Raw genomic sequence first — 22,976 nt, 5'->3', positions numbered from 1 at the left:
GTCACTCCTGCGGGATCAGCCCCGACGCCGCCAGGCCGGCCCGCAGCGCGGCGACCTCGTCGTCGTCGAGGGGGACGAGCGGCGCGCGCACGACCCGGTTGTCGGTGACGCCGAGCAGCTGCAGGGCTGCCTTGGCGGTGGTCGCTCCGTAGTTGGCGACGCCCATGACGGCGTCGATCGCGGGGAGCAGCCGCGTGAAGGTCGCGAGGGCGGCGGCGTGGTCGCCGGCCCAGAAGTCGCGCGCCATCGCGCGCAGGTCGTCGCCGGCGGCGTGGCCGGCGACCGAGACGAAGCCGGCCGCGCCGTGCGCCAGCCAGCCGAGGTTGGCGACGTCGTCACCGGAGTAGACGGCGTAGCCCAGCTCGCGCAGCCGCACGCCGCGCGCGAAGTCGCCGACGGCGTCCTTCACCGCGACGACGGAGTCCCACGCGGCGGCCGCCTCGAAGGTCGGCAGCGCGATGGTCGTGCCCGTGCGCCCCGGGACGTCGTAGAGCATGACCGGCACGTCGGGCGCGGCCTCGACGACGGAGCGGAAGTGGTGGAGCACACCGGCCTGCGACGGCTTGTTGTAGTAAGGAGTGACCAGCAGCATGCCGTCGGCACCCGCGGCCGCGGCCTGCTCGGCCAGCTCGACCGAGTGCGCGGTCGTGTTGGTCCCGACGCCGGCCACGACGCTGGCGCGGTCGCCCACCGCGGCCTTCACCGCACGCAGCACCTCGCCGTCCTCGGCGACGCTGGTCGTCGGCGACTCACCCGTCGTGCCCGAGACCACGACGCCGTCGTGGCCGTGGTCGACGAGGTACGCCGCGACCCGGGCGGTGGCGTCGAGGTCGACCGCGCCGTCGTCGTCGAAGACCGTCACCATGGCCGTGAGGACGTGGCCGAAGGGGGCCTCGGGAGCACCCGGCAGGGCCTCGCGCGCAGCAGCGGTCATGGGCCCCACGCTATCGCCACGTGCGCGCTCGACCGCACCGGGTGCGCGGCGCGCCACGCCGCGGCAGGGGGTGTCGACGGCGGGTCCGGAGCGCGTCAGCGGCGCTCGAGCCGCACGCGCTCCCAGTGCTCGAAGCGCTCGCGGGCCACCTCGACCCACTCCCCCGCGGGCACGTCGGGGTAGCGCACGTCGCCGTCGGGCTCGAGCGGCACCTCGGTCAGCACCTGCGCGTCGGCGACCGCCATCGCCGCGGCGTACACCTGGGCGCCCCCGACGACCATGACCTCGCCGGGGAGGCCGTCGGCCAGCGCCAGCGCCTCCTCGAGCGTGTGCGCGACCAGCACGCCCTCGGGCGCGCGCCAGTCGCGGTCCCGGGTGAGCACGACGGTGGTCCGCCCGGGCAGCGGGCGGCCGATCGTCTCGAAGGTCGCGCGCCCCATGAGGAGCACGTGGCCCAGGGTCAGCTCCTTGAACTGCGCCTGCTCGCCCGGCAGCCGCCACGGGATGTCGGGGTGCCCCGGACGGGTGTCGCCGATGACACCGTTGCGCGCCACCGCCGCGACGAGGGTGACCCGCGTGCCCCCGGGTGTCACGAGGTGGGGGTCATACGGCGATCGGGGCCTTGATGACCGGGTGCGGGTCGTAGCCCTCGACCCGGATGTGCTCGAGCTCGAAGGCGTCGAGGCGGTCGACCCCCGGGTCGAGCACGAGGCGCGGCAGCGGCCGCGGCTCGCGGGTCAGCTGCAGCCGCGCCTGGTCGAGGTGGTTGGCGTAGAGGTGGGCGTCGCCGAGCGTGTGCACGAAGTCGCCGACCGCGAGGCCCGTCACCTGCGCGACCATGTGCGTCAGCAGGGCGTAGGACGCGATGTTGAACGGCACCCCGAGGAAGACGTCGGCGCTGCGCTGGTAGAGCTGGCAGCTCAGCCGCGACGGGCCGCCCGCCGGGTCGGGCGCGACGTAGAACTGGAACAGCGCGTGGCACGGCGCCAGCGCCATCTTGTCGATCTCCGCGACGTTCCAGGCGGTGACGACGTGGCGCCGGCTGTCGGGGTCGCGCCGGATCTGCTCCACCACCTGCGCGAGCTGGTCGACGTGGTGCCCGTCGGGGGTCGGCCACGAGCGCCACTGCGAGCCGTAGACGGGCCCGAGGTCGCCCTCGTCGTCGGCCCACTCGTCCCAGATGGTGATGCCGCGCTCCTGCAGCCACCGGACGTTGGTGTCGCCGCGCAGGAACCACAGCAGCTCGCCGAAGACGCTGCGGGTGTGGACCTTCTTCGTCGTCACGAGCGGGAAGCCCGCGGTCAGGTCGAAGCGCATCTGGTGGCCGAAGACGCTCAGCGTGCCGGTGCCGGTGCGGTCACCCTTCGCGACGCCCTCGTCGAGGACCCGGCGGACGAGGTCGAGGTAGGTCTGCATCAGGGGTGCAGGCTCATCGGGCCGTAGACCTGGCGCTCGAGCTCGAAGAGCGTGACGGCGTCGACGCCCTCGGCGGCGAGGTCGGCGAAGACCTCGCCCACCCACGACTCGGCGTCGCCCTGGCTGGGGAAGCGGGCGGTGCCGAGCTCGCCCTCGACCGCGACCTCCTGGCCGGAGGCGTCCTCGAGGCGCCACCACCAGGGCCGCTCGGCCGGGGTGGCGGGACGGAAGGTGGGCGGCTGCTCGGGCAGGTCAACCATGCGCCGATGGTAGTGGGCCGGCTCACCCGCTGGGTGCGTGGTGACCACGGCGTCGAGACCCTAGACTGCCGAGCGCGACCCGGACGGGGAAGCCGGTGCGAGTCCGGCGCTGACCCGCAACCGTGAGCCGCCGCGCTCCGGCGCGGCGGTGAGCCGGAGCACCGGACGGGCGACGTGAGCTCCCCACCACCGTCGAGGACTACGGCACGGAGCGTTCCGCCCAGGTCACCAGGACGGATCGCCGTGCGTGCCCGGAAAGGTCTCCCATGACCACCCGCACCCCCCGGACCGCCCGTCCCCTGCGCCGCGTCACCGCCGCGGTCGCGACCGCCGCCGTCGCGGCCCTGGTCGCCGTCACCGGCTCGCTCGCCCCGGCCCAGGCCGACGGCGAGGCCCAGATCTACCGCTACTGGGGCTACTTCCACGTCGAGGGCGGCGAGTACGTCACCTCCGAGGTGGGCCTGGCCGACTTCGTGCCGGAGGACGGCGCCGTCGAGGCGCTGCGCTACGCCGCCCCCGCCGACTTCACCGCGCCCAACCTGCCCCGCGCCGACCTCGAGACCGTCACCTTCGACGCCGTCTGCGCCGAGGAGACCGCCGCCGAGGGCGAGAAGCGGGTGGCCGTGGTCCTCGACTACGGCGTCGAGGCCGACAGCGAGGGCGCGGTCGTGCCCGAGCCGAGCGCCGCCTGCGCCGTCGTGCCGGAGTCGGCCAACGCCCTCCAGGCGGTCTCGGCCGTCGCCGAGACCCGCACCGACGACGGCGGCCTGCTCTGCGCCGTCGGTGGCTACCCCGCCAGCGGCTGCGGCGGCGTCGTCGACACCGCGACCCCGGCCGACGGCGAGGAGACCGTCGACTTCGCGATCGCCGGGCTCGACCAGGGCGACGCCCTGCCGACCGAGGAGTTCCCGGGCGACCAGTCGCTCGAGTCGGCCGACGAGGCGCCCTCCGACGCGTGGCTCTACCTCCTGCTGCCCGCCGTCGTCCTCACGCTCGTCATCGGCGGCATCGTGCTCGCGCGCCGCCGCACCGCCGACCGTCGGGGCTGACGCCGGAGGCACCCGACGAGGCCACGCGCGTGCGCGCCCACCACCGCCCCACCCACCCCCGGGTGCTGCACCCGGGGGCGTGGTGGCTGTGGGCGATCGCGCTGGTGGCGGCCGCCAGCCGCACCGCCAACCCGGTCGTGCTGCTGACGATCGCGGCCGTCACCTTCTTCGTCTTCTCCGCACGCCGCGCCGACACGCCGTGGGCCGCGTCGTACGCCCTGTTCTTCCGCCTCGCCCTCCTCGTCATCGCGCTGCACGTCGTCTTCCAGGCGCTGCTGTCGACCCGCACCCAGGGGCTGACGGTGCTGTTCACGCTGCCGCAGCTGCCGCTGCCCGCCGGCACCGGCCTCAAGATCGGCGGCGTCGTCACGCTCGAGGCGGTGCTCGCGGCGCTGTGGCACGGCCTGCAGCTGGCGACGATCTTCTGCTGCATCGGCGCGGCCAACGCCCTCGGCAGCGCGCGGCGGCTGCTGCGCTCGGTGCCGGCGGCGCTCTACGAGGTCGGCATCGCCTGCGTCATCGCGCTCACCTTCGCCCCGCAGCTGGCCACCGACGCGGCGCGGGTGCGCACCGCGGGCCGCATGCGTGGGGCGCCGGTGCGCCGCGGCCCTGCCGGCCTGGCCGAGCGGGTGCGCCGCTTCGGGCGCCTCGCGATGCCGGTGCTCGAGGGGGCGCTCGAGCGCTCGGTCGACCTGGCCGCCGCGATGGACTCCCGCGGCTACGGCCGCACCACCGGCGAGAGCGTCCGCGCGCGCCGCGCGACCAGCGCGCTGGTGCTCGGCGGCTCGATCGGCCTGCTCGCCGGCGTCTACGGCCTGCTGACCGCCCACGGGTACGGCGCACCCCTGCTGCTGGGCGGCAGCGCGCTCGCGGTGGCCGGGCTGTGGCTCGGGGGACGACGCTCGGGCCGCTCGCGCTACCGCCCGGACCCGTGGGCCCTGCCCGAGCTGCTGGTCGTGGCGTGCGGCCTGGTCGCCGCCGGCGCGGTCTTCTGGACCGGCGCCACGAGCCCCGAGCTGCTCACGCTAGCCTCCCCCACCGCGCTGCCACCCGTGCCGCTCGTCGCCCTCGCCGGCATCCTGGTCGCCGCGCTGCCGGCCGTGCTCGCCCCGCCGCCGCCGGAGGCCGCCGCCCCGCCGCTGACCCCGCGCGCCCAGACCGCGGGAGCGGCCGCGTGATCCGCCTCGAGCAGGTCTCGGTGACCTACGACGGCGCCGACGCGCCGGTGCTGCGCGACGTCGACCTGCACGTGCCCGAGGGCGAGATGGTCCTCGTGGTCGGCACCACCGGCAGCGGCAAGTCGACGCTGCTGCGCACCCTCAACGGCCTCGTGCCGCACTTCACCGGCGGCACCCTGCGGGGCCGGGTCACCGTCGCCGGGCGCGACACCGCGACCCACCGCCCGCGCGACCTCGCCGACGTCGTCGGCTTCGTCGGGCAGGACCCGCTCGCCGGCTTCGTGACCGACAACGTCGAGGACGAGCTGGCCTACGGCATGGAGTCGCTCGGGCTGCCGCCCGCCACCATGCGCAAGCGCGTCGAGGAGACGCTCGACCTGCTCGGCCTCGCCGACCTGCGCGGCCGCCCGCTCGCCCACCTCTCGGGCGGGCAGCAGCAGCGCGTGGCCATCGGCTCCGTCCTCACCACCCACCCGCGGGTGCTCGTGCTCGACGAGCCCACCTCCGCGCTCGACCCGGTGGCGGCCGAGGACGTGCTGGCCAGCCTCCAGCGCCTCGTGCACGACCTCGGCCTCACCGTCGTGCTCGCCGAGCACCGCCTCGAGCGGGTGGTGCAGTTCAGCGACCGCGTGGTGTGGCTGCCCGGCGACGGCCCCCTGGTGCACGGCCTCCCCGAGGACGTGCTGGCCACCACCCCCGTGGCGCCGCCGGTGGTGGAGCTGGGCCGCGCCGCGGGCTGGGACCCGCTCCCCCTCACCGTGCGCGACGCCCGGCGCCGCTCGGTCGACCTGCGCGTCCGCCTCGCCGACGTCGACCCACCGCCGCACCTCGCGACCACCTGCGGCGCCGCGGTGGTCCGCACCCGCGGCCTGGTCAGCGGCTACGGCCGGCGCACGGTGCTCGACGACGTCGACCTCGACGTCTTCGAGGGCGAGGTGGTGGCCGTCATGGGCCGCAACGGCGCCGGCAAGTCGACGCTGCTGCGCACCCTCGCCGGGCTGCAGCGCACGCGCGCCGGCCTGCTCGACGCCGCCTCTGCGGGCCTGGTCCCGCAGGTGCCGAGCGACCTGCTCTACGCCGCCTCGGTGGCCGAGGAGTGCCGCGCCGCCGACCGCGACGCCCACGCCGCACCCGGCACCACCCGAGGGCTGCTCGACGACCTCGCCCCCGGCATCGCGGACGACCACCACCCCCGCGACCTCTCGGAGGGGCAGAAGCTCTCGCTCGTGCTCGCCGTCGTGATGGCCGCCGGACCGCGGCTGCTGCTGCTCGACGAGCCGACCCGCGGCCTCGACTACGTCGCGAAGCGGCGGCTCGTGGCCCGGTTGCGCGACCTCGCGGCCACCGGCCACGGCGTCGTCCTGGCCACCCACGACGTCGAGCTGGTCGCCGCCGTCGCCTCCCGCGTCGTCGTCCTCGCCGACGGCGAGGTCGTGGCCGACGGCCCGGCGCCCGACGTCGTCGTCGCCTCCCCCGCGTTCGCCCCGCAGGTCTCGAAGGTGATGGCGCCGCAGGCGTGGCTCACCGCCGACGACGTGGCCGACGCCCTGCAGACGCTGGAGGTGTCGTGAGCACCGCCGCCACCGGGGCCCGCCCCGAGGCGGCAGCCGCTCCCCGGGTCGTGCGCCTGCGGTGGGGCGCCGCGCTCACGCTGCTCGTGGCCTCGCTGGTCTCCCTGGCGGCCTTCGGCTGGCCCTTCGTGCTCGACACGGGCGGCGCGGGCGAGGGCGCCTCCCACGCGAGCGACGCGCCCTGGCTCTTCGTCGCGGTGCTGCCGCTGCTGGTCGCGGTCGTCCTCGCGGAGGTCGACGCCGGCGGGCTCGACGCCAAGGCGGTGGCGCTGCTCGGGATGCTCGCCTCGGTCGGCGGCGCGCTGCGCGCGCTCTCACCGGGCGCGGCCGGCCTGGAGCCGAGCTTCGCCGTGATCCTGCTCGGCGGGCGGGTCTTCGGGCGCGGCTTCGGCTTCGTGCTGGGCTGCCTCACGCTCCTCGTCGGGGCCCTCATCACCGGCGGCGTCGGCCCCTGGCTGCCCTTCCAGATGATCGCCGCGGGCTGGGTCGGCTTCCTCGGCGGCTGCCTGCCGCGGGCCGCCCGCGGGCGCACCGAGGTGACGCTCCTCGCCGGCCTCGGGCTGGTCACCGGGCTGGCCTACGGCGCGCTGATGAACCTGTGGTTCTGGCCCTTCGCGCAGTACGGCGACGGCCTGAGCTTCGAGGCCGGCGCCGGCGCCGCGGCCAACGTGGCGTCCTACGCCCGCTACTACCTCGCGACCTCGCTGCTGTGGGACCTCGGCCGCGGCCTGTCGAGCCTCGTGGTCCTGCTGCTGGTCGGGCGTCCGCTGCTGCGCGCACTGCGCCGCGCCTCGCGCCTCGCGGCCTTCGAGGCCGCGCCGGTCTTCGAGCGCGCACCCGAGCGCGTGCCGTGAGGCTGCGGCTGCTCGGCACGGGCGCGGCCGATGGCTGGCCGAACGCCTTCTGCCGGTGCGCCTCCTGCGGTGCCGAGCGGGCGGCCGGGCGCTGGCGCACCCAGACCTCGGCGCTCCTCGACGACGTGCTGCTGCTCGACTGCGGCCCGGCGACCCCCGCCGCCGCCGAGCGGTGCGGCACCTCGCTGGCGGGCGTGCGCGCCGTGCTGTGGACCCACCAGCACGCCGACCACTGCAGCCCCGCCACGCTGATGTTCCGCGACTGGGTGGGCGACGCTCCCCTCGTCGTCCTCGGCCCGCCCGACGCGGTCGCGGCGGCCCGTCCCTGGCTCTCCCCCGACGCCCCCGTCACCTGGGTGCCCGTGCGTCCGGGCGAGGTGCACGAGGTCGCCGGGTGCACCGTGCGGGTGCTCGAGGCCGCTCACCGCACCGGTCTCGGCGACGGCGACGCCCCCGACGCCGTGCTCTACGACGTCGCCACCCCCGACGGCGGCCGCCTGCTGTGGGCCACCGACACCGGCGCGCTGCCCGCGGCGACGGTCGCGGCGGCGGAGGGTGCGGCGTACGACGTGGTGGCGCTGGAGGAGACCTTCGGCGACCGAGCCGACCTCGCCGGCGAGGGCCACCTCGGGCTGGTGGGCTTCGCCGAGCAGCTGCGCCGGCTGCGGGCGGTCGGCGCCGTCGTCCCCGGCACCGACGTGCTCGCCGTGCACCTGTCGCACCACAACCCGCCCACCCCCGAGCTCGCGCGCCGGCTGCGCGACTGCGGCGCGCGGGTGGTCGACGACGGCACCGTCGTGACCGTCGGCCCCCACGGCCAGGGTGAGCCGGGCCCCGTGGTGCCGCCGTCGACCGGCCGCACCCTGGTGCTCGGCGGGGCCCGCTCGGGCAAGTCGCGGGAGGCCGAGCGACTGCTGACCAGCGCCGACGACGTCACCTACGTCGCCACGTCCTACCCGCCCGGTGACGACCCGGAGTGGGTCGAGCGCGTGGCGCGGCACCGCGCGCAGCGCCCGGCCAGGTGGACCACGCTCGAGACCACCGACCTGGTCCCCCTGCTGCAGGCCGACGGCGGCCCGCTGCTCGTCGACTGCCTGACGCTGTGGCTGACCCGGGTCTTCGACGCCCACGACGCCTGGGACGACGACGCGTGGGCCGCCGGCGCGGGCGACGCGGTGGCCGCGGAGTGCGCGGCGCTGGTCGCGGCGTGGTGCGCGACCGGCCGGCGCGTGGTCGCGGTCTCCAACGAGGTCGGCCAGGGCCTCGTGCCCGCGACCGCTGCGCTGCGCCGCTGGCGCGACGAGGTGGGCCGGCTCAACGCGGCACTCGCCGCAGAGTCCGAGGACGTGCGCTGGTGCGTGGCAGGCAGGGTGGTGAGGCTGTGAGCCGCCTCGCCTCGTTGCTGCCGGACGCCGCGCGCCTCACGCTCGGCACGCTCACCGCCGTCCCGGTGGCGGCACCGCGGCGCGTCGACCGGCGCGTGGCCGGGTGGGCCATGGCCCTCGCCCCGGCCGTGGGCCTGCTCCTCGCGGCGGTCGTCGCGGCCCCGCTCGGCCTCGCCGCCGGACGCGCCGAGGGCTCGCCGCTGCTGCTCGCCTGCCTCGCGGTCGGCGCCCTCGCCCTGCTGACGCGGGCGATGCACCTCGACGGCCTCGCCGACACCGCCGACGGCCTCGGCTCGGGCCGCCCGGCGCCGGGCGCGCTCGAGGTGATGCGCGCCTCCGACGTCGGCCCCTTCGGCGTCGCCACCCTCGTGCTGGTGCTACTGGTGCAGGTGGCCGCGCTGGCGAGCGCACTGTCGGTCGGCGTCGGCGGCGCGAGCCTGGTGGTCGCCCTCGTCACGGGTCGCCTGGCGCTGGCCCTCGCCTGCCTGCCGGCCTTCCCTGCCGCGCGACCCGACGGTCTCGGTGCCACCGTCGCCGGGTCGTTGCGCCCCGCCGGGCTGGCCGTCGCGGTCGTGACCTCCGTGCTCGCCTGCGTGGTGCTGGGGGCCGTCTCCGGCGGCGGCGGCGAGCACGGAGCGGCCCTGCTCGCCGGCCTGCTGGGCGTGGTGCCCGCCCTGCTGCTGGCCCGCCACTGCGTGCGCCGGCTCGGGGGCCTCACCGGCGACGTGCACGGCGCGGTCGTCGAGGTCGGCACCACCGGCGCCCTCGTCGCGACGGTGCTGGCCCTCCCCTAGCCCCCGCCGAGGGGTCGCGCGCTGCGCACCCGCCGAGGGGTCACGCGCTGCGGGGTCAGCGGACGGAGGGCTCGACGAAGGGCGGCTTGACGACGTCGAAGACCTCGCGGCGACCGCGCACGTCGAGCTCGACCTGGTCGCCCTCGCCCACGACGACCGGCAGCAGCGCCAGGCCGACGCCGGTGCGCAGCGTCGGCGAGAAGGTGCCGGAGGTGACGGTGGCGACGGGCTCGTCGACACCGGGCAGGTGCACGGCCATGCCGGGTCGCGGGATCCCGCGACCGACGGCCTTCAGCCCCCGCAGCAGCCGGGTCGGGCCGGCCTCCTTCTCCGCCAGCAGCACGTCGCGACCCCAGAAGGCCTCCTTGCGCCAGCCGACCGCCCAGCCGAGCCGGGCCTGCACGGGCGTCACGCCGAGCGAGATGTCCTGCCCGTGCAGCGGGTAGCCCATCTCGGTGCGCAGCGTGTCGCGGGCACCGAGGCCGGCCGGCACCAGCCCGTGCGGCTCGCCCGCAGCCACGAGGGCGTCCCACAGCGACCCCGCGGCCGCGGCCGGCACGACCAGCTCGTAGCCCCGCTCACCGGTGTAGCCCGTCCGGCAGACCACCACGGGCGCGCCGTCGTGCTCGACCTCGGCGAAGGACATGTAGTCGTGCTCGACCGGGAGGCCGACCGCGCCGAGCACCTCGTCGGCGTACCTGCCCTGGAGCGCGAGCACCGCGTGGTCACGGTGCTGGTCGACGACCTCCACGCCGTCGGGCGCAGTGGCCTGCAGCCGTCGCACCACCTCGGCGGTGTTGGCGGCGTTGGGCACGAGCAGGACCTCGTCGTCGGAGCGGAGGTAGGCGATGAGGTCGTCGACCACGCCGCCGGTGGCGTCGTCGAGGCACAGGGTGTACTGCGCCCGACCGGGCCCGATCCGGCCCAGGTCGTTGCTCAGCGTCGCGTCGCAGTACGCCGCCGCGCCCGGCCCGCGCACCACCGCCTTGCCGAGGTGGCTCACGTCGAAGAGCCCCACCGCGGTGCGCACGGCGGTGTGCTCGGCGACCACCCCGGTGTACTCCAGCGGCATCGACCAGCCCCCGAACTCCGCGAGCTTGGCCCCCAGCGCGAGGTGGCGCTCGTGCAGCGGGGAGGTGAGCAGGTCGGCGGCCGGGGTCGACATGGCGGCGAACCTACCGCAGCCGAGGAGCCCTGCGGCCGTGGCTATGGTGACCCGGTGACGACCTACGCCGTGCGCTCCGCCAGCCCCGCCAAGTCGAAGGCCGACGCCGTGGTCGTGGGGGTGGTGCAGGGCCCCGACGGGCCCGTGGTGGCGCCCGGCGGCGAGGACGTCGCCAAGGCGTGGGGGCGCAAGTGGCGCCCGCTGCTGACGTCGCTGGGCGTCAAGGGCGCCTCGGGCGAGGTCACCAAGGTGCCGACCGCCGGCACGCTGTCCTCGCCGCTGCTCGTGCTGGTCGGGCTGGGCAAGGCGGCGGCCGTCGACCAGGTCGCCGTCCGCCGCGGGGCCGGGGCCGCTGCGCGCGCCGTCACCAACGCCGCCTCGGTCGCCCTCGCCCTGCCCGCCGACTCCGCGACGCTGGTGCGCGCGGCCGTGGAGGGCTTCACCCTCGGCGGCTACACCTTCACCACCTACCGGTCGGGCGAGCAGACCGCTGCCACGCCCAGCGAGGTCGTCGTGCTCTCCCCCGCGGCGCGGTCGAAGGCGACGACCGCGGCGCTCGCGGAGGCCCAGGTCGTGGCGCGTGCGGTCGCGACCACCCGCGACTGGGTCAACACGCCTCCGGGCGACCTCACCCCGCCCCGCATGGCGGAGGCGGTCGCCCAGGCGCACGGCGCACTGACCAAGGGGCGCGGCGCACCGAAGGTCAGCCTGCGCGTCCTCGACGAGACCGACCTGGCGGAGCTCGGCTGCGGGGGCCTGCTGGGCGTCGGCGGCGCCTCCGACGCGCCCCCGCGGCTGGTCGAGCTCGTCTACGCGCCGAAGGGCGCGACCGCCCACGTCGCCTTCGTCGGCAAGGGCATCACCTTCGACTCCGGTGGTCTGACGCTCAAGCCGGGCTCCTCGATGAAGGACATGAAGAGCGACATGGCCGGCGCGGCCGCCGTCGTGGCCGCCACCCTCGCGATCGCCGAGCTCGGCCTGCCGGTGAAGGTCTCCGCCTTCGCCCCGCTCGCCGAGAACATGGTGTCCGGTCGTGCCGTGCGCCCCGGCGACGTCCTCTCGATCTACGGCGGCACGACCGTCGAGGTGAGCAACACCGACGCGGAGGGCCGCCTGGTGCTGGCCGACGCGCTGGTGCGCGCGACCGAGGTCGCGCCCGACGTGGTCTACGACGTCGCCACCCTGACGGGCCACATGGTGCTCGCGCTCGGCGACAAGGTCACCGGCGTGATGGGCGTCGACGAGGTCGTCGACGAGGTGCTCGCCGCCTCCGAGGCGGTCGGCGAGGCGATGTGGCCGATGCCGATCCCCGAGGAGATGCAGGAGCGGGTGCGCTCGAGCAAGGTCGCCGACCTCGCCCAGCACGACTGGGTGCGCTGGGGCGGCGGGCTCTTCGCCGCGGCCTTCCTTCGGGAGTTCACCGCGGGCCTGCCGTGGGCCCACCTCGACATCGCCGGCCCCTCCTTCCACAGCGGGGGCCCGAGCGGCCACACGACCCCCGGCGGCACCGGCGTCGCGGTGGCGACCCTGGTCGAGCTCGCCCGGCGCCGCGCGGAGGGCTGAGGCCCGGCGTACGCCAGGGGTCAGGCCTGCGGGCCGGCCTCGCGCCGGGCGTGGCGCTGGCGGGCGTTCCACTCGCGCATGCGCTGCGGCACGCCGACGACCGCCGCGTCGTAGGACGGCACCTGCTGGTCGTTGCAGAAGCGGTGCGCCCACGCCACCGACGGCACCCGACGCCGGGTCCACTCGCCGTCGTGGGCCACGAGCAGCAGCGTCACGTCGCTGACTGCCGTGCGCGGCTCGACGAAGCCCTCGACGCCGCGTCGTCCGCGGACGAAGTCGAGCAGGTGCTGCTCGTCGGCACGGTCGGAGGCCCGCACGGTCGTCGACCCGGTGCGCGCGGCGTCGCGGCCCGGTCGGCGCATGCGGGTGCGCCCCGAGCCCCGGCCCGGCCGCAGTCGATCGAAGAGACCCATGGCACCAGTGTGCCTGGCGCCGCGACCGGAGGCCCGACACGGCTACCGGCGGGTCACCTGGAGGACTGGCAGGATGGCGCCCGACCGGGTGCGACGGACCCCCACCGGGGTGCGAGGATGGCCCGGTCACCGGACCCGCCCACCAGGCGGCGAGACGAGAGGACGCGCGTGGCCGACGGAGGACAGCTCGACCAGGACTTCGACGTGGTGGTGCTGGGGGCCGGCTCAGGCGGCTACGCCTGCGCGCTGCGGGCCGCCCAGCTCGGGCTGCGCGTCGCGCTCGTCGAGAAGGACCGCGTCGGCGGCACCTGCCTCCACGTGGGCTGCATCCCGACCAAGGCGCTGCTGCACGCCGCCGAGGTCGCCGACGCCGCGCGCGACGCCTCGCGCTTCGGCGTGCAGGCCACCCTCGACGGGGTCGACATGGCCGGCGTCAACGCCTACAAGGACGGCGTCGTGGCCCGCCTCTTCAAGGGGCTCACCGGGTTGGTGAAGAGCCGCGGCATCACCGTCGTCGAGGGCTCCGGCCGCCTGAGCGCCGCGCGCGAGGTCACCGTCGCGCTCACCGCCGGCGGCGAGGCCGTGCTGCGCGGGCGCCACGTCGTGCTCGCCACCGGCTCGCGCTCCCGCTCGCTGCCGGGCCTCGAGGTCGACGGCGAGCGGGTGCTCACCTCGGAGCACGCCCTGCGCCTCGACCGGGTGCCGTCCTCGGCGATCGTGCTCGGCGGTGGCGTCATCGGGTGCGAGTTCGCGAGCGTCTGGCGATCCTTCGGCACCGAGGTCACGATCGTCGAGGCCCTGCCCCGCCTGGTCGCGGCCGAGGACGAGGCCTGCTCCGCCGCGCTGCAGCGCGCCTTCCGCAAGCGCGGCATCACCTTCCGCACCGGCACCCCGTTCCAGTCGGTCAAGCCGACCGAGACCGGCGTCGCCGTGACCGTCGAGGGCGGCGACGTGCTCGAGGCCGACCTGCTGCTCGTCGCCGTCGGCCGCGGTCCGGTCACCGAGGGCCTCGGCCTCGAGGAGGTCGGCGTCGCCACCGAGCGCGGCTTCGTCCTGGCCGACGACCGCTGCCGCACCGGCGTCGAGGGCGTCTGGGCGGTGGGCGACATCGTGCCGGGGCTGCAGCTGGCGCACCGCGGCTTCGCGCAGGGCATCTTCGTCGCCGAGGAGATCGCCGGTCTCGCGCCGCAGCCGGTCGACGAGACCGCGATCCCCCGCGTCACCTACTCCCACCCCGAGGTCGCCTCGGTCGGCCTCGACGAGGCGGCCGCGAAGGCCCTGCACGGGGAGGACGCCGTCGAGAGCGTCACCTACGACCTCGGCGGCAACGGCAAGAGCCAGATCCTGCAGACCCAGGGCTTCGTCAAGCTGGTGCGCCAGGTCGACGGCCCCGTCGTCGGCGTCCACATGGTCGGCGACCGCGTCGGCGAGCTCGTCGGCGAGGCACAGCTGATCTACGGCTGGGAGGCCCACGCCGAGGACGTCGCCCCGCTGCTGCACGCCCACCCCACCCAGAACGAGGCGCTCGGCGAGGCCCACATGGCCCTCGCCGGCAAGCCGCTGCACGCCCACGCCTGACCCGGTCCGACCCAGCCCACCCGCACGCGAAGCGAAGGAACACCATGGCCACCGAAGTCACCCTCCCCGCCCTCGGAGAGTCCGTCACCGAGGGCACCGTCACCCGTTGGCTGAAGCAGGTGGGCGACACCGTCGCGGTCGACGAGCCGCTGCTCGAGGTCTCCACTGACAAGGTCGACACCGAGATCCCCTCCCCCGTCGCCGGCACCCTGCTCGAGATCAAGGCCGACGAGGACGACACCGTCGAGGTCGGCGCGGTCCTCGCGCTGGTCGGCGAGTCCGACGAGGCCGGCGCGGACCAGGGCGGCGACCAGGGCGGCGACCAGGGCGGCGACCAGGGCGGCGACCAGGGCGGCGACGAGGGTGGCGAGCACGACACCGCCACCCCCGAGGCCCAGCCCCGCGACGAGGGCGAGGCCGAGAAGAAGGCCGAGCAGGAGCAGCAGATCGCCGAGCAGACCGGCGACCTGCCGCCCGGCGACGAGACCCCGGAGTCCGCCAAGCCCGACTCCCCCGCCGGCGGCGACCAGCAGTCCGGCGGCAGCGGCACCGGCGGCTCGGGCGGGTCCGGCGGTTCCGGCACCGCGGTGACGCTGCCCGCGCTGGGCGAGTCCGTCACCGAGGGCACCGTCACCCGCTGGCTCAAGCAGGTGGGCGACGAGGTCGCCGTCGACGAGCCGCTGCTCGAGGTCTCCACCGACAAGGTCGACACCGAGATCCCCTCCCCCGTCGCCGGCACCCTCCTGGAGATCAAGGCCGAGGAGGACGAGACCGTCGAGGTCGGCGCCGAGCTCGCGGTCATCGGCTCCGGCCAGCCGTCCGGGGGTGGCTCGCAGGACGCCGCCCCGCAGCAGGCCGAGGAGCCCCAGCAGCCCGAGCAGCCGACCGAGGCCCAGCAGCCCGCCTCCCAGGAGCAGCCGTCCGAGCCCGCCGACGAGCCGGCCCCGCAGGCCTCCGAGGCCCCGTCGGCGGAGACCCCGCGCCAGTCCGAGCAGCGCGACCAGGCCGGCGACGCGGACGGTCCGGCCCAGCAGGTCGCGCCCGGGCAGGAGCAGCAGCCGCGCCAGGGCGAGGCCCCCTCCGGCCAGTCGGGCCAGCCCCGCCAGGCCAGCGGCGACGAGGCCGGCTACGTCACCCCCCTGGTGCGCAAGCTCGCGCAGCAGCACGGGGTCGACCTGGCAGGGCTCACCGGCTCCGGCGTCGGCGGCCGCATCCGCAAGCAGGACGTCCTCGACGCCGCGGCCGCCGCCAAGCAGGCCGCGAGCGCACCGGCCGCCCCCGCCGCCTCGGGCGCTCCCGCCGCCTCCGCGCCCGCCTCGTCGGGCGCGAGCGGCGCGGCGCAGTCGTCGACGCCGTCGCCGCTGCGGGGCACCACCGAGAAGATCAGCCGCCTCCGCAAGATCATCGCCGAGCGGATGACCGACTCGCTGCAGACCTCCGCGCAGCTGACGCAGGTCGTCGAGGTCGACGTCACCAACGTCGCGCGCCTGCGCGACACGAAGAAGGCGGAGTTCCTGCAGCGCGAGGGCGTCAAGCTCTCCTACCTGCCGTTCTTCGCCAAGGCGGCCGTCGACGCGCTCAAGCAGCACCCCAAGCTCAACGCGACGATCGACACCGACGCGGGCGAGATCACCTACTACGACCGCGAGAACGTCGCCTTCGCGGTCGACACCGAGAAGGGTCTGCTGACCCCGGTGGTGAAGGACGCGGGTGACCTCACGATCGCCGGCCTGGCGAAGAAGATCGCCGACGTCGCCGAGCGCACCCGCACCAACAAGATCGGCCCCGACGAGCTGTCGGGCGGCACCTTCACCATCACCAACCTCGGCAGCGTCGGCGCGCTGTGGGACACCCCGATCATCAACAAGCCGCAGGTCGCGATCCTCGGCCCCGGTGCCGTGGTCAAGCGGCCCGTCGTGATCGACGACCCCAACCTCGGCGAGACGATCGCGGTGCGCCACATGGTCTACCTCGCGCTGACCTACGACCACCGCCTGGTCGACGGTGCCGACGCGGGCCGCTTCCTCCAGGACGTGAAGCAGCGCCTGGAGTCCGGGCAGTTCGAGGTCTGAGGACACCCCCGTGAAGGTCGTCGTCGCCGGCGCGTCCGGCTTCCTGGGCAGCCACCTGGTCGACGAGCTGGGCCGGCGCGGCCACGAGGTCATCCGCCTCGTGCGCCGCCCGGCCCAGGGCGGCGGCGAGTCGACGTGGGACCCCTACGCCGGCACGCTCGACCGCACCCTGGTGCGCACCGCCGACGTGGTGGTCAACCTCGCGGGCTCGCCGACGGCCGGCAACCCGCACTCGCCGCGCTGGCGCCGCGAGCTGCGCGAGAGCCGGGTGACCACGACCCGGCTCCTGGCCGAGACGGTGGCCGCGGCGGACACGCCCCCGGCCTTCCTGGCCGGCAACGGCATCTCCTTCTACGGCGACCACGGCGACGAGGTGCTCACCGAGGACGCCCGCTCCCACGGCGACGCGCTCCTCACCGACGTCACCCGCGAGTGGCAGGCCGCGACCGAGCCCGCCGCGCAGGCCGGCGCGCGCGTCGTCGTGCTGCGCACCGCACCCGTGCTCGACCGCCGGGCCGCGCCGCTCAAGCAGCTGCGGCTGCTGTTCTCCCTCGGCCTCGGCGGCCGCCTGGGCGGCGGCCACCAGTACTTCCCGGTGATCTCCCTGCGCGACTGGGTGGGCGCGGTGACCCACCTCGTCGACTCCGACGTCGCAGGACCGGTCAACCTGTGCTGCCCCGACACCCCGACCAACCGCGAGTTCACCGCGGCCCTCGCCAGCGCCGTACGCCGGCCCGCGGTGCTGCCGGTGCCCTCACCGCTGCTGCGGGTCGCCGCAGGAGCGCTCGCGCCGGAGGTGCTCGGGTCGGTCAACGCGCGACCGCAGGTGCTGGTGCGCGACGGCTACGCCTTCCGCGACCGCGACGTGCGCGACGTGGTTGCGGCGGGCCTCGCCTGACCCGGCTCACCCGGCGGGGCGCACCTCCACCACCTGCCAGCGCGAGGCGTCACTGCCGCCCGCCGTGCTCCGGTGCAGCTCCACGCGCCGGGTCGCGACCGGGGCGGCCGGCAGCAGTCGCCGGGTCCCGCGGCCCGCGGCCACGGCGCGGGGCCAGCGGTCGGTCACGCGCAGCACGAGCCGGCCCGGGCCGCGGTGGAGCACCGACACCTCGAGCACCTCGGGTCGCAACCCGGTGACCCGCAGCCCTCGCGCCCGCCAGGCCCGCAGCATCCGCAGGTCGGCGGCTGCGGTGGCCGAGCCCGCGGTGTAGAGCGCGCGCAGCGCGGGGAGGTCGCCGGCTGCCCACGCGCGGCCGCGTCGGGCGTCCCACGCCCGCAGCAGGTCACCGGGCGACAGGGGCCGCGCGCGCCCGGCGCCCCGCGGGGCGGGGGCGGCGGCCGGGGCGGCGGGCGTCCCCGCCGCCCGCACGGCCAGCGGCGCCGCGCCGCCCTCGACCGGGCGGCTGGTCACGACGACGGCCGCGACCGCGAGCGCCACGAGCAGCGCGGTGGCGACGACGGCCGGGACGAGCACGGGGTTCCTCACCCCGCCCAGCCTGCCCGAGTCGACGGCCCGGTGCCGGTGCTCCTCCACAGGCCCCGCGGCGTACGCTCGGACGGTGGCCCTGACCTACCTCCCGCCCCGCACCGGCGACGACGCGGTCGACTACCTCGACGCGTGGGAGCTGCAGCGCCGGCTGCACGCCGAGGTCGTCGCGGGCGGCCCCGACCGGGTGCTGCTGCTCGAGCACCCGCCGGTCTTCACGTGCGGCAAGCGCACCACCCCCGAGGAGAAGCCCCTCGACAGCGGCGGCGCCGCGGTGGTCGACGTCGACCGCGGCGGCAAGATCACCTTCCACGGCCCCGGCCAGCTCGTCGGCTACCCCCTGGTGCGGCTGCCCGAGCACGTCTACGTCGTCGACTACGTGCGACGCCTCGAGGAGGCGCTGATCGGGGTGTGCCGCGACCTCGGGGTCACCACCGCGCGGGTGCCGGGCCGCAGCGGGGTCTGGCTGCGCGCCGACGACCGCGGCCCGGAGCGCAAGGTCGCCGCCATCGGCATCCGGGTCAGCCAGGGCGTCGCCATGCACGGCTTCAGCCTGAACTGCGACGTCGACCTCGGGTGGTACGACCGGTTCGTGCCCTGCGGCATCAGCGACGCCGGCGTCACCTCGCTGTCGGCCGAGCTCGGCCGCGACGTGACGGTCGCCGAGGTGCTGCCGCTGGTGCGCAAGCACCTCGACCGCCTCCTGGCCTGGGACGCCTACGACCGCACCCCCGACTACGACCCCCGCCCCGAGCCTGGCCGCGGCCCGCGCGTCGAGCTCGTGCGACCCGGGGCCTGATCCGGCCGACCACCCCGGCGCGCCGCGCCCACGGTCCCTGACCCGGCTGCCACCATCGGGCGGCGGCGCCCTTCGCCCGCCGCGTGAGGGGGGACGTCGTGCACACCGGGGAGCTGGCCGTCGAGGCGCAGGGGCTGCGCAAGGTCTACCGCACCACCCGCGGGCCGCGGATCGCCGTCGACGGCCTCGACCTGGCCGTCCCCCGCGGTGGCGTGCACGGCTTCCTCGGCCCCAACGGGTCGGGCAAGACGACCACCCTGCGCATGCTGCTCGGCCTCGCCCGGCCCACCGGCGGCACGATGGCGCTGCTCGGCCAGCGCGTGCCCGACCGGCTGCCGCAGGTCGTGCACCGCGTCGGCGCCGTGGTGGAGTCGCCGAAGTTCTCCCCCGGCCTCACCGGCCGGCAGAACCTCCTGCTCCTCGCGCGCGCGGTGGGCGTCGCCGACTCCCGGGTGGACGCGGCCGTCGAGACCGTGGGGCTCACCGAGCGCGCCCGCGACCGCTACCGCGGCTACTCGCTCGGCATGCGCCAGCGGCTCGCCATCGCCGCGACGCTGCTGCGCGACCCCGACCTGCTCGTCCTCGACGAGCCGACCAACGGCCTCGACCCCGCGGGCATCCGCTCGGTGCGCGACACCGTCCGCGACCTGGGCGAGCGCGGCGTCACCGTCCTGGTCAGCTCCCACGTGCTCGCCGAGGTGCAGCAGGTCTGCACCGGCGTGACCATCCTCGACCGCGGTCGCGTCGTCGCGACCGGCCCGGTCGCCGAGCTGCTGAGCGAGGCCGCGGGCGGCCGCCACGAGGTCCTCGTCGACGACCCCGAGGCGGCCCTGCGCCTGCTGCTCCCCGCCGGGTACGCCGCGCGCGCGGCCGACCCGCCCGGCACCGTGGTGGTCGACGGCGTGGCGGACCCTGCCGCCCTGACCCGCACCCTCGGCGAGGGCGGGGTGTGGCTGCGCGGGCTGCGCCGCGAGCAGGTCGACCTCGAGAGCGTCTTCCTCGGCCTCACCGGGGGCTCCCCGGCACCCCTGGCCCGGCCGGGGACCGGGGGCTCAGCGGGCAGGACCACGACGGAGGAGCAGCGGTGACCCGTCTCGTGCTCGTCGAGCTCACCCGCCTGCGCTGGCGCCGGGCGGTGCAGGGGCTCCTCCTCGCCGCGCTGCTGCTGACCGTGCTCATCGGCGCCGTCGCGGCGTGGGACACCCGCCCGCTGTCGGCGCAGGAGCAGCAGCGGATCGCCGCCGACGTCGAGCGCGAGACCCGCGCCCCCGGCACCCAGCAGGTCCTGCGCGACTGCGTCGCCGACCCGGCCGGGTGGGGGCTGCCCGCGGTCGACCTCAGCGACCCCGAGGTCGTGCAGGAGGCCTGCGAGGAGGCCGTGCTGCCGCAGCCGGAGTGGTTCGGCGGCCGGCCGGCGCTCGACCTCGAGCGGGTGGCGGCGGAGCACGGGGTCGCCCTCGCGACGGTGCTCTGCGGCCTCGTCCTGCTCGTCGGCACCACCTTCGCCGGCCACGACTGGGGCACCGGGTCGATGACCAACCAGCTGCTCGTCGAGCCGCGCCGGGCGCGCGTGTGGGCTGCCAAGGTGGTCGCCGCCGCGGTGGGCGCGCTCGCGGCCACCGCCACGCTGCTCGGGGTGTTCGCGGGCGGGCTGCGGCTCGTCGCCGCGACCCGGGACCTGCCGGTGACGGCCGCCGACCAGGCCGCACTGTGGCAGCTGTGCTGGCGCACCGCGCTGGTGGCCGTCGCGGCTGCCGTCGTCAGCTGCACCCTGACGCTGCTCGTGCGCAGCACGGTGGCCGCGCTGGGCGTCCTCTTCGCCGCGCTGGCCGTGCTCCCGGTGGTCCTCGTGACCCTCACCGGCAGCGACGACGCGCTGACCGCGACCCCCGCCGTGCGCGTGGCCGCGGTGCTCGCCGACGGCTACCAGACCTTCACCGACGCGGGTCGGCCCGAGGTCCTCACCGCTGGCGAGGGCGGGCGCTACCTCCTCGTCCTGGCGGTCCTGGTGGCGCTGCCGTCGCTGCTCGCGTTCCGCCGCGCCGACGTGGCCTGAGCCGGCCCGTCGCGGCGCCGCACCGCGTTGGGAGCGCCCGCCCCGCGGCGTACAGTGAGGACAGTGAGCGCCACCAACGTGACCCCTGACGGTCGTCGCCTCCTCCGGCTCGAGGTGCGCAACGCGGAGACCCCGATCGAGCGCAAGCCGGAGTGGATCAAGACCCGGGCCAAGATGGGCCCCGAGTACAAGCACCTCCAGGGCCTGGTGAAGTCCGAGGGACTCCACACGGTCTGCCAGGAAGCCGGCTGCCCCAACATCTTCGAGTGCTGGGAGGACCGCGAGGCGACCTTCCTCATCGGTGGTGACCAGTGCACCCGCCGCTGCGACTTCTGCCAGATCGACACCGGCAAGCCGCAGGCCCTCGACCGCGACGAGCCGCGTCGCGTGGCCGAGTCGGTGCAGCAGATGGGGCTGCGCTACGCCACCATCACCGGCGTCGCCCGCGACGACCTCGAGGACGGCGGCGCCTGGCTCTACGCCGAGACCGTGCGCGCGATCCACGAGCTCAACCCCGGCACCGGCGTCGAGAACCTCATCCCCGACTTCAACGGCAAGCCCGACCTGCTGGGCGAGGTCTTCGAGTCGCGCCCCGAGGTGCTCGCCCACAACGTCGAGACCGTGCCGCGGATCTTCAAGCGCATCCGCCCCGCCTTCCGCTACGAGCGCTCGCTCGACGTGATCACGCAGGCCCGCGACTTCGGCCTGGTGACGAAGTCCAACCTCATCCTCGGCATGGGCGAGACCCGCGAGGAGGTCAGCCAGGCGCTGCGCGACCTCCACGAGGCCGGCTGCGAGCTGATCACCATCACGCAGTACCTCCGGCCCTCGGTGCGCCACCACCCCGTCGAGCGGTGGGTGAAGCCCGAGGAGTTCGTCGAACTGAAGGACGAGGCCGACCAGATCGGCTTCTCCGGGGTGCTCTCGGGCCCGCTCGTGCGCTCGTCCTACCGCGCCGGCCGGCTCTACACCCAGGCGATGGCCGCCCGCGGCGAGGACGTCACCCTCGACGGCGGCCGCTCCGGCGTCGCCGACCGCGTCGAGGCCGTGGTCGGCGGCGCGGCCACGACCGCGTAGCCTGCCCTCCCGACCAGCACCGCTCCGCAGCCCCGTCCGAGAAGAAGGCACCCGATGTCGACCCCCGCGCCCGGCAGCGACCTGAACCGCCGCCAGCAGATCGCCCAGACCTACCGGATGACGAAGCGGACCGACCCCCGCATCGGGCTGTGGGTGCTCGGCGCGGCCCTGCTCGGCGGGCTCATCGGCTGGTTCCTCTTCTGGCTGCTGCCCGGCTCCGGCGTCGTCGGCCTGGTCTTCCAGGTCGTGGGCGCCTTCTTCGGCGCGCTCATCGGCGGCCTCGTCGTCTTCGGCCGCCGGGCCCAGCGCGCGGCGTACGCCCAGATCGAGGGGCAGCGCGGCGCCGCGGCGGCCGCGCTGCAGACGTTGCGGCGCGGGTGGAAGGTCGACCCGGTCGTGGCGTTCACCAAGCAGCAGGACGTCGTGCACCGCGTCGTGGGTCCCCCGGGCATCGTGCTCGTCGGTGAGGGCAACCACCACCGCCTGCGCACCCTCATGACCGCCGAGCGCCGCAAGCACGAGCGCGTGGTCGCCGAGACCCCGGTGCACGAGGTCGTCGCCGGCAGCGGCGAGGGCGAGGTGCCGATCCCCAAGCTCGTGCGCCACGTCCAGAAGCTCGGCAAGGGCGTCAAGGGCCCGCAGCTCACCGAGGTGCTGGGCCGGCTGCGCGCGCTCGACGCGAACCGCTCCTCCGTGCCGCTGCCCAAGGGCCCCGTGCCGCAGAACATGAAGGGCATGCGCCAGAACATGCGCGGCCGGTGAGCCCGGCGCAGGTGCCGTGGCAGCTCGAGACCGCGACCTGGCCCCGGCGCGCGGGTGCACTGCTGGTCGACTGGCTCGCCGCCGTCCTGGTCGTCATCGCGGTGACGGGCCTCGACGGCTACCTCGACGACCGGGCGAGCGGCTTCTACGTCATGGCGGTCTACTGGCTCCAGGCCTCGCTCTTCACCGCGCTCGCCGGCGGCTCCTTCGGCCAGCTCGCCACCCGGCTGCGGGTCGTGCGCCAGGCCCCCGACGGCACGCTGACGTCGCTGCCGGTGCTGCCCAGCCTGCTGCGCCACGCGCTGGTGCTCCTGGTCATCCCGCCGCTCGTCTTCCGCCCCGACGGTCGCGGCCTGCACGACCTGGCCACCCGCAGCGGCGCGGTGACCCTCGCCGCGCTGCGCGCCGGCACCGGTCGCTGAACCGGACTGCTGTTACACGGACGAAACAAACGGGATACGGTCTGGAAACTGCCGGTGCCTAGGTTGCAGGCACCCGTCCGGCGCAGCGCAGCGCCGGGCGCCACCACCCCACCCCGCGCGCCGACACCCCGCTCGGCCAAGG

At 76.0% G+C, this 22,976-nt stretch carries 23 protein-coding genes; 16 read left to right on the top strand and 7 right to left on the bottom strand.

Translation table 11 applies throughout. From position 1 onward, the window contains the following. Position 1: 1 nt before the first annotated feature. The 4 genes from dapA to BJ989_RS09895 form a co-directional block, all read right to left on the bottom strand. A complete protein-coding gene (dapA, locus tag BJ989_RS09910) occupies positions 2-934 on the bottom strand; it encodes a 4-hydroxy-tetrahydrodipicolinate synthase (RefSeq protein WP_179518063.1) in 933 nt (310 codons plus the stop codon). Between the two features lie 95 nt (positions 935-1,029). After that, on the bottom strand, positions 1,030-1,527 hold the full coding sequence (locus BJ989_RS09905; RefSeq protein WP_179518062.1) for a dihydrofolate reductase: 498 nt from the start codon (positions 1,525-1,527) through the stop codon (positions 1,030-1,032). A 10-nt stretch (positions 1,528-1,537) separates the two neighbouring features. Further along, the gene (locus BJ989_RS09900; protein WP_179518061.1) at positions 1,538-2,350 is read right to left on the bottom strand and encodes a thymidylate synthase; all 813 of its coding nucleotides are present in this window, start codon (positions 2,348-2,350) and stop codon (positions 1,538-1,540) included. Next, complete coding sequence (locus tag BJ989_RS09895; RefSeq protein WP_179518060.1) at positions 2,350-2,610, bottom strand: hypothetical protein; 261 nt, start codon at positions 2,608-2,610, stop codon at positions 2,350-2,352. Before BJ989_RS09895 ends, BJ989_RS09900 begins: the two co-directional genes overlap by 1 nt. A 266-nt stretch (positions 2,611-2,876) precedes the next feature. Between BJ989_RS09895 and BJ989_RS09890 the strand changes: the two genes are divergently transcribed. The 6 genes from BJ989_RS09890 to BJ989_RS09865 are packed head-to-tail and all read left to right on the top strand — an operon-like array spanning position 2,877 to position 9,441. Next, complete coding sequence (locus tag BJ989_RS09890; protein ID WP_179518059.1) at positions 2,877-3,659, top strand: SCO2322 family protein; 783 nt, start codon at positions 2,877-2,879, stop codon at positions 3,657-3,659. A gap of 29 nt (positions 3,660-3,688) precedes the next feature. After that, positions 3,689-4,837, top strand: coding sequence for a CbiQ family ECF transporter T component (locus BJ989_RS09885; RefSeq protein WP_179518058.1), 1,149 nt, complete (start codon positions 3,689-3,691; stop codon positions 4,835-4,837). Further along, the gene (locus BJ989_RS09880) at positions 4,834-6,408 is read left to right on the top strand and encodes an ATP-binding cassette domain-containing protein (RefSeq protein WP_179518057.1); all 1,575 of its coding nucleotides are present in this window, start codon (positions 4,834-4,836) and stop codon (positions 6,406-6,408) included. The genes BJ989_RS09885 and BJ989_RS09880 overlap by 4 nt, the downstream gene beginning before the upstream one ends. Continuing rightward, positions 6,405-7,262: an ECF transporter S component gene (locus tag BJ989_RS09875; RefSeq protein ID WP_179518056.1), complete on the top strand. Its 858-nt coding sequence runs from the start codon at positions 6,405-6,407 to the stop codon at positions 7,260-7,262. Before BJ989_RS09880 ends, BJ989_RS09875 begins: the two co-directional genes overlap by 4 nt. Then, positions 7,259-8,647, top strand: coding sequence for a bifunctional adenosylcobinamide kinase/adenosylcobinamide-phosphate guanylyltransferase (locus BJ989_RS17675; protein WP_179518055.1), 1,389 nt, complete (start codon positions 7,259-7,261; stop codon positions 8,645-8,647). The genes BJ989_RS09875 and BJ989_RS17675 overlap by 4 nt, the downstream gene beginning before the upstream one ends. Further along, on the top strand, positions 8,644-9,441 hold the full coding sequence (locus BJ989_RS09865) for an adenosylcobinamide-GDP ribazoletransferase (protein ID WP_343049238.1): 798 nt from the start codon (positions 8,644-8,646) through the stop codon (positions 9,439-9,441). Before BJ989_RS17675 ends, BJ989_RS09865 begins: the two co-directional genes overlap by 4 nt. A gap of 55 nt (positions 9,442-9,496) precedes the next feature. Here BJ989_RS09865 and gcvT read toward each other — a convergent pair whose 3' ends face one another. Then, positions 9,497-10,606, bottom strand: coding sequence for a glycine cleavage system aminomethyltransferase GcvT (gene gcvT, locus BJ989_RS09860; protein WP_179518054.1), 1,110 nt, complete (start codon positions 10,604-10,606; stop codon positions 9,497-9,499). A 54-nt stretch (positions 10,607-10,660) separates the two neighbouring features. Here gcvT and BJ989_RS09855 point away from each other — a divergent pair, with 54 nt between their 5' ends. Further along, positions 10,661-12,169: a leucyl aminopeptidase gene (locus BJ989_RS09855; RefSeq protein ID WP_343049237.1), complete on the top strand. Its 1,509-nt coding sequence runs from the start codon at positions 10,661-10,663 to the stop codon at positions 12,167-12,169. A 20-nt stretch (positions 12,170-12,189) separates the two neighbouring features. On the opposite strand, the gene BJ989_RS09850 is transcribed toward BJ989_RS09855, so the two are convergent. Next, positions 12,190-12,582, bottom strand: a complete 393-nt coding sequence (locus BJ989_RS09850; RefSeq protein ID WP_246283425.1) for a hypothetical protein — start codon at positions 12,580-12,582, stop codon at positions 12,190-12,192. 168 nt (positions 12,583-12,750) lie between these two features. Between BJ989_RS09850 and lpdA the strand changes: the two genes are divergently transcribed. The 3 genes from lpdA to BJ989_RS09835 are packed head-to-tail and all read left to right on the top strand — an operon-like array spanning position 12,751 to position 17,130. Beyond that, on the top strand, positions 12,751-14,160 hold the full coding sequence (gene lpdA / locus BJ989_RS09845; RefSeq protein WP_343049236.1) for a dihydrolipoyl dehydrogenase: 1,410 nt from the start codon (positions 12,751-12,753) through the stop codon (positions 14,158-14,160). Positions 14,161-14,204: 44 nt separating this feature from the next. Further along, the gene (sucB, locus tag BJ989_RS09840) at positions 14,205-16,232 is read left to right on the top strand and encodes a 2-oxoglutarate dehydrogenase, E2 component, dihydrolipoamide succinyltransferase (protein WP_179518052.1); all 2,028 of its coding nucleotides are present in this window, start codon (positions 14,205-14,207) and stop codon (positions 16,230-16,232) included. 10 nt (positions 16,233-16,242) lie between these two features. Beyond that, positions 16,243-17,130 carry a TIGR01777 family oxidoreductase gene (locus BJ989_RS09835; RefSeq protein WP_179518051.1) on the top strand — a complete coding sequence of 296 codons (888 nt, stop codon included), beginning with the start codon at positions 16,243-16,245 and terminating at the stop codon, positions 17,128-17,130. Positions 17,131-17,136: 6 nt separating this feature from the next. Here BJ989_RS09835 and BJ989_RS09830 read toward each other — a convergent pair whose 3' ends face one another. Further along, the gene (locus tag BJ989_RS09830) at positions 17,137-17,718 is read right to left on the bottom strand and encodes a hypothetical protein (protein WP_179518050.1); all 582 of its coding nucleotides are present in this window, start codon (positions 17,716-17,718) and stop codon (positions 17,137-17,139) included. A 73-nt stretch (positions 17,719-17,791) separates the two neighbouring features. Here BJ989_RS09830 and lipB point away from each other — a divergent pair, with 73 nt between their 5' ends. From lipB to BJ989_RS09800, 6 genes are all read left to right on the top strand, one after another. Continuing rightward, entirely contained in the window at positions 17,792-18,517 is a 726-nt protein-coding gene (gene lipB, locus BJ989_RS09825) for a lipoyl(octanoyl) transferase LipB (protein ID WP_343049235.1), read from the top strand. 98 nt (positions 18,518-18,615) lie between these two features. Then, positions 18,616-19,605 (top strand): ATP-binding cassette domain-containing protein, encoded by a 990-nt coding sequence (locus BJ989_RS09820; protein WP_179518049.1) that lies wholly within the window; start codon positions 18,616-18,618, stop codon positions 19,603-19,605. Continuing rightward, on the top strand, positions 19,602-20,573 hold the full coding sequence (locus BJ989_RS09815) for a hypothetical protein (protein WP_179518048.1): 972 nt from the start codon (positions 19,602-19,604) through the stop codon (positions 20,571-20,573). Before BJ989_RS09820 ends, BJ989_RS09815 begins: the two co-directional genes overlap by 4 nt. A gap of 63 nt (positions 20,574-20,636) precedes the next feature. Then, entirely contained in the window at positions 20,637-21,650 is a 1,014-nt protein-coding gene (gene lipA / locus BJ989_RS09810; RefSeq protein ID WP_343049234.1) for a lipoyl synthase, read from the top strand. Between the two features lie 54 nt (positions 21,651-21,704). Further along, entirely contained in the window at positions 21,705-22,412 is a 708-nt protein-coding gene (locus BJ989_RS09805) for a DUF4191 domain-containing protein (protein WP_179518047.1), read from the top strand. Then, positions 22,409-22,834, top strand: coding sequence for an RDD family protein (locus tag BJ989_RS09800; RefSeq protein ID WP_179518046.1), 426 nt, complete (start codon positions 22,409-22,411; stop codon positions 22,832-22,834). Before BJ989_RS09805 ends, BJ989_RS09800 begins: the two co-directional genes overlap by 4 nt. Positions 22,835-22,976: the final 142 nt, after the last annotated feature.

Source organism: Nocardioides perillae (assembly GCF_013409425.1).
GTDB lineage: Bacteria > Actinomycetota > Actinomycetes > Propionibacteriales > Nocardioidaceae > Nocardioides > Nocardioides perillae.
The sequence above is the reverse complement of the archived record's forward strand: the minus strand, read 5'-3'. Positions and strand labels throughout refer to the sequence as shown.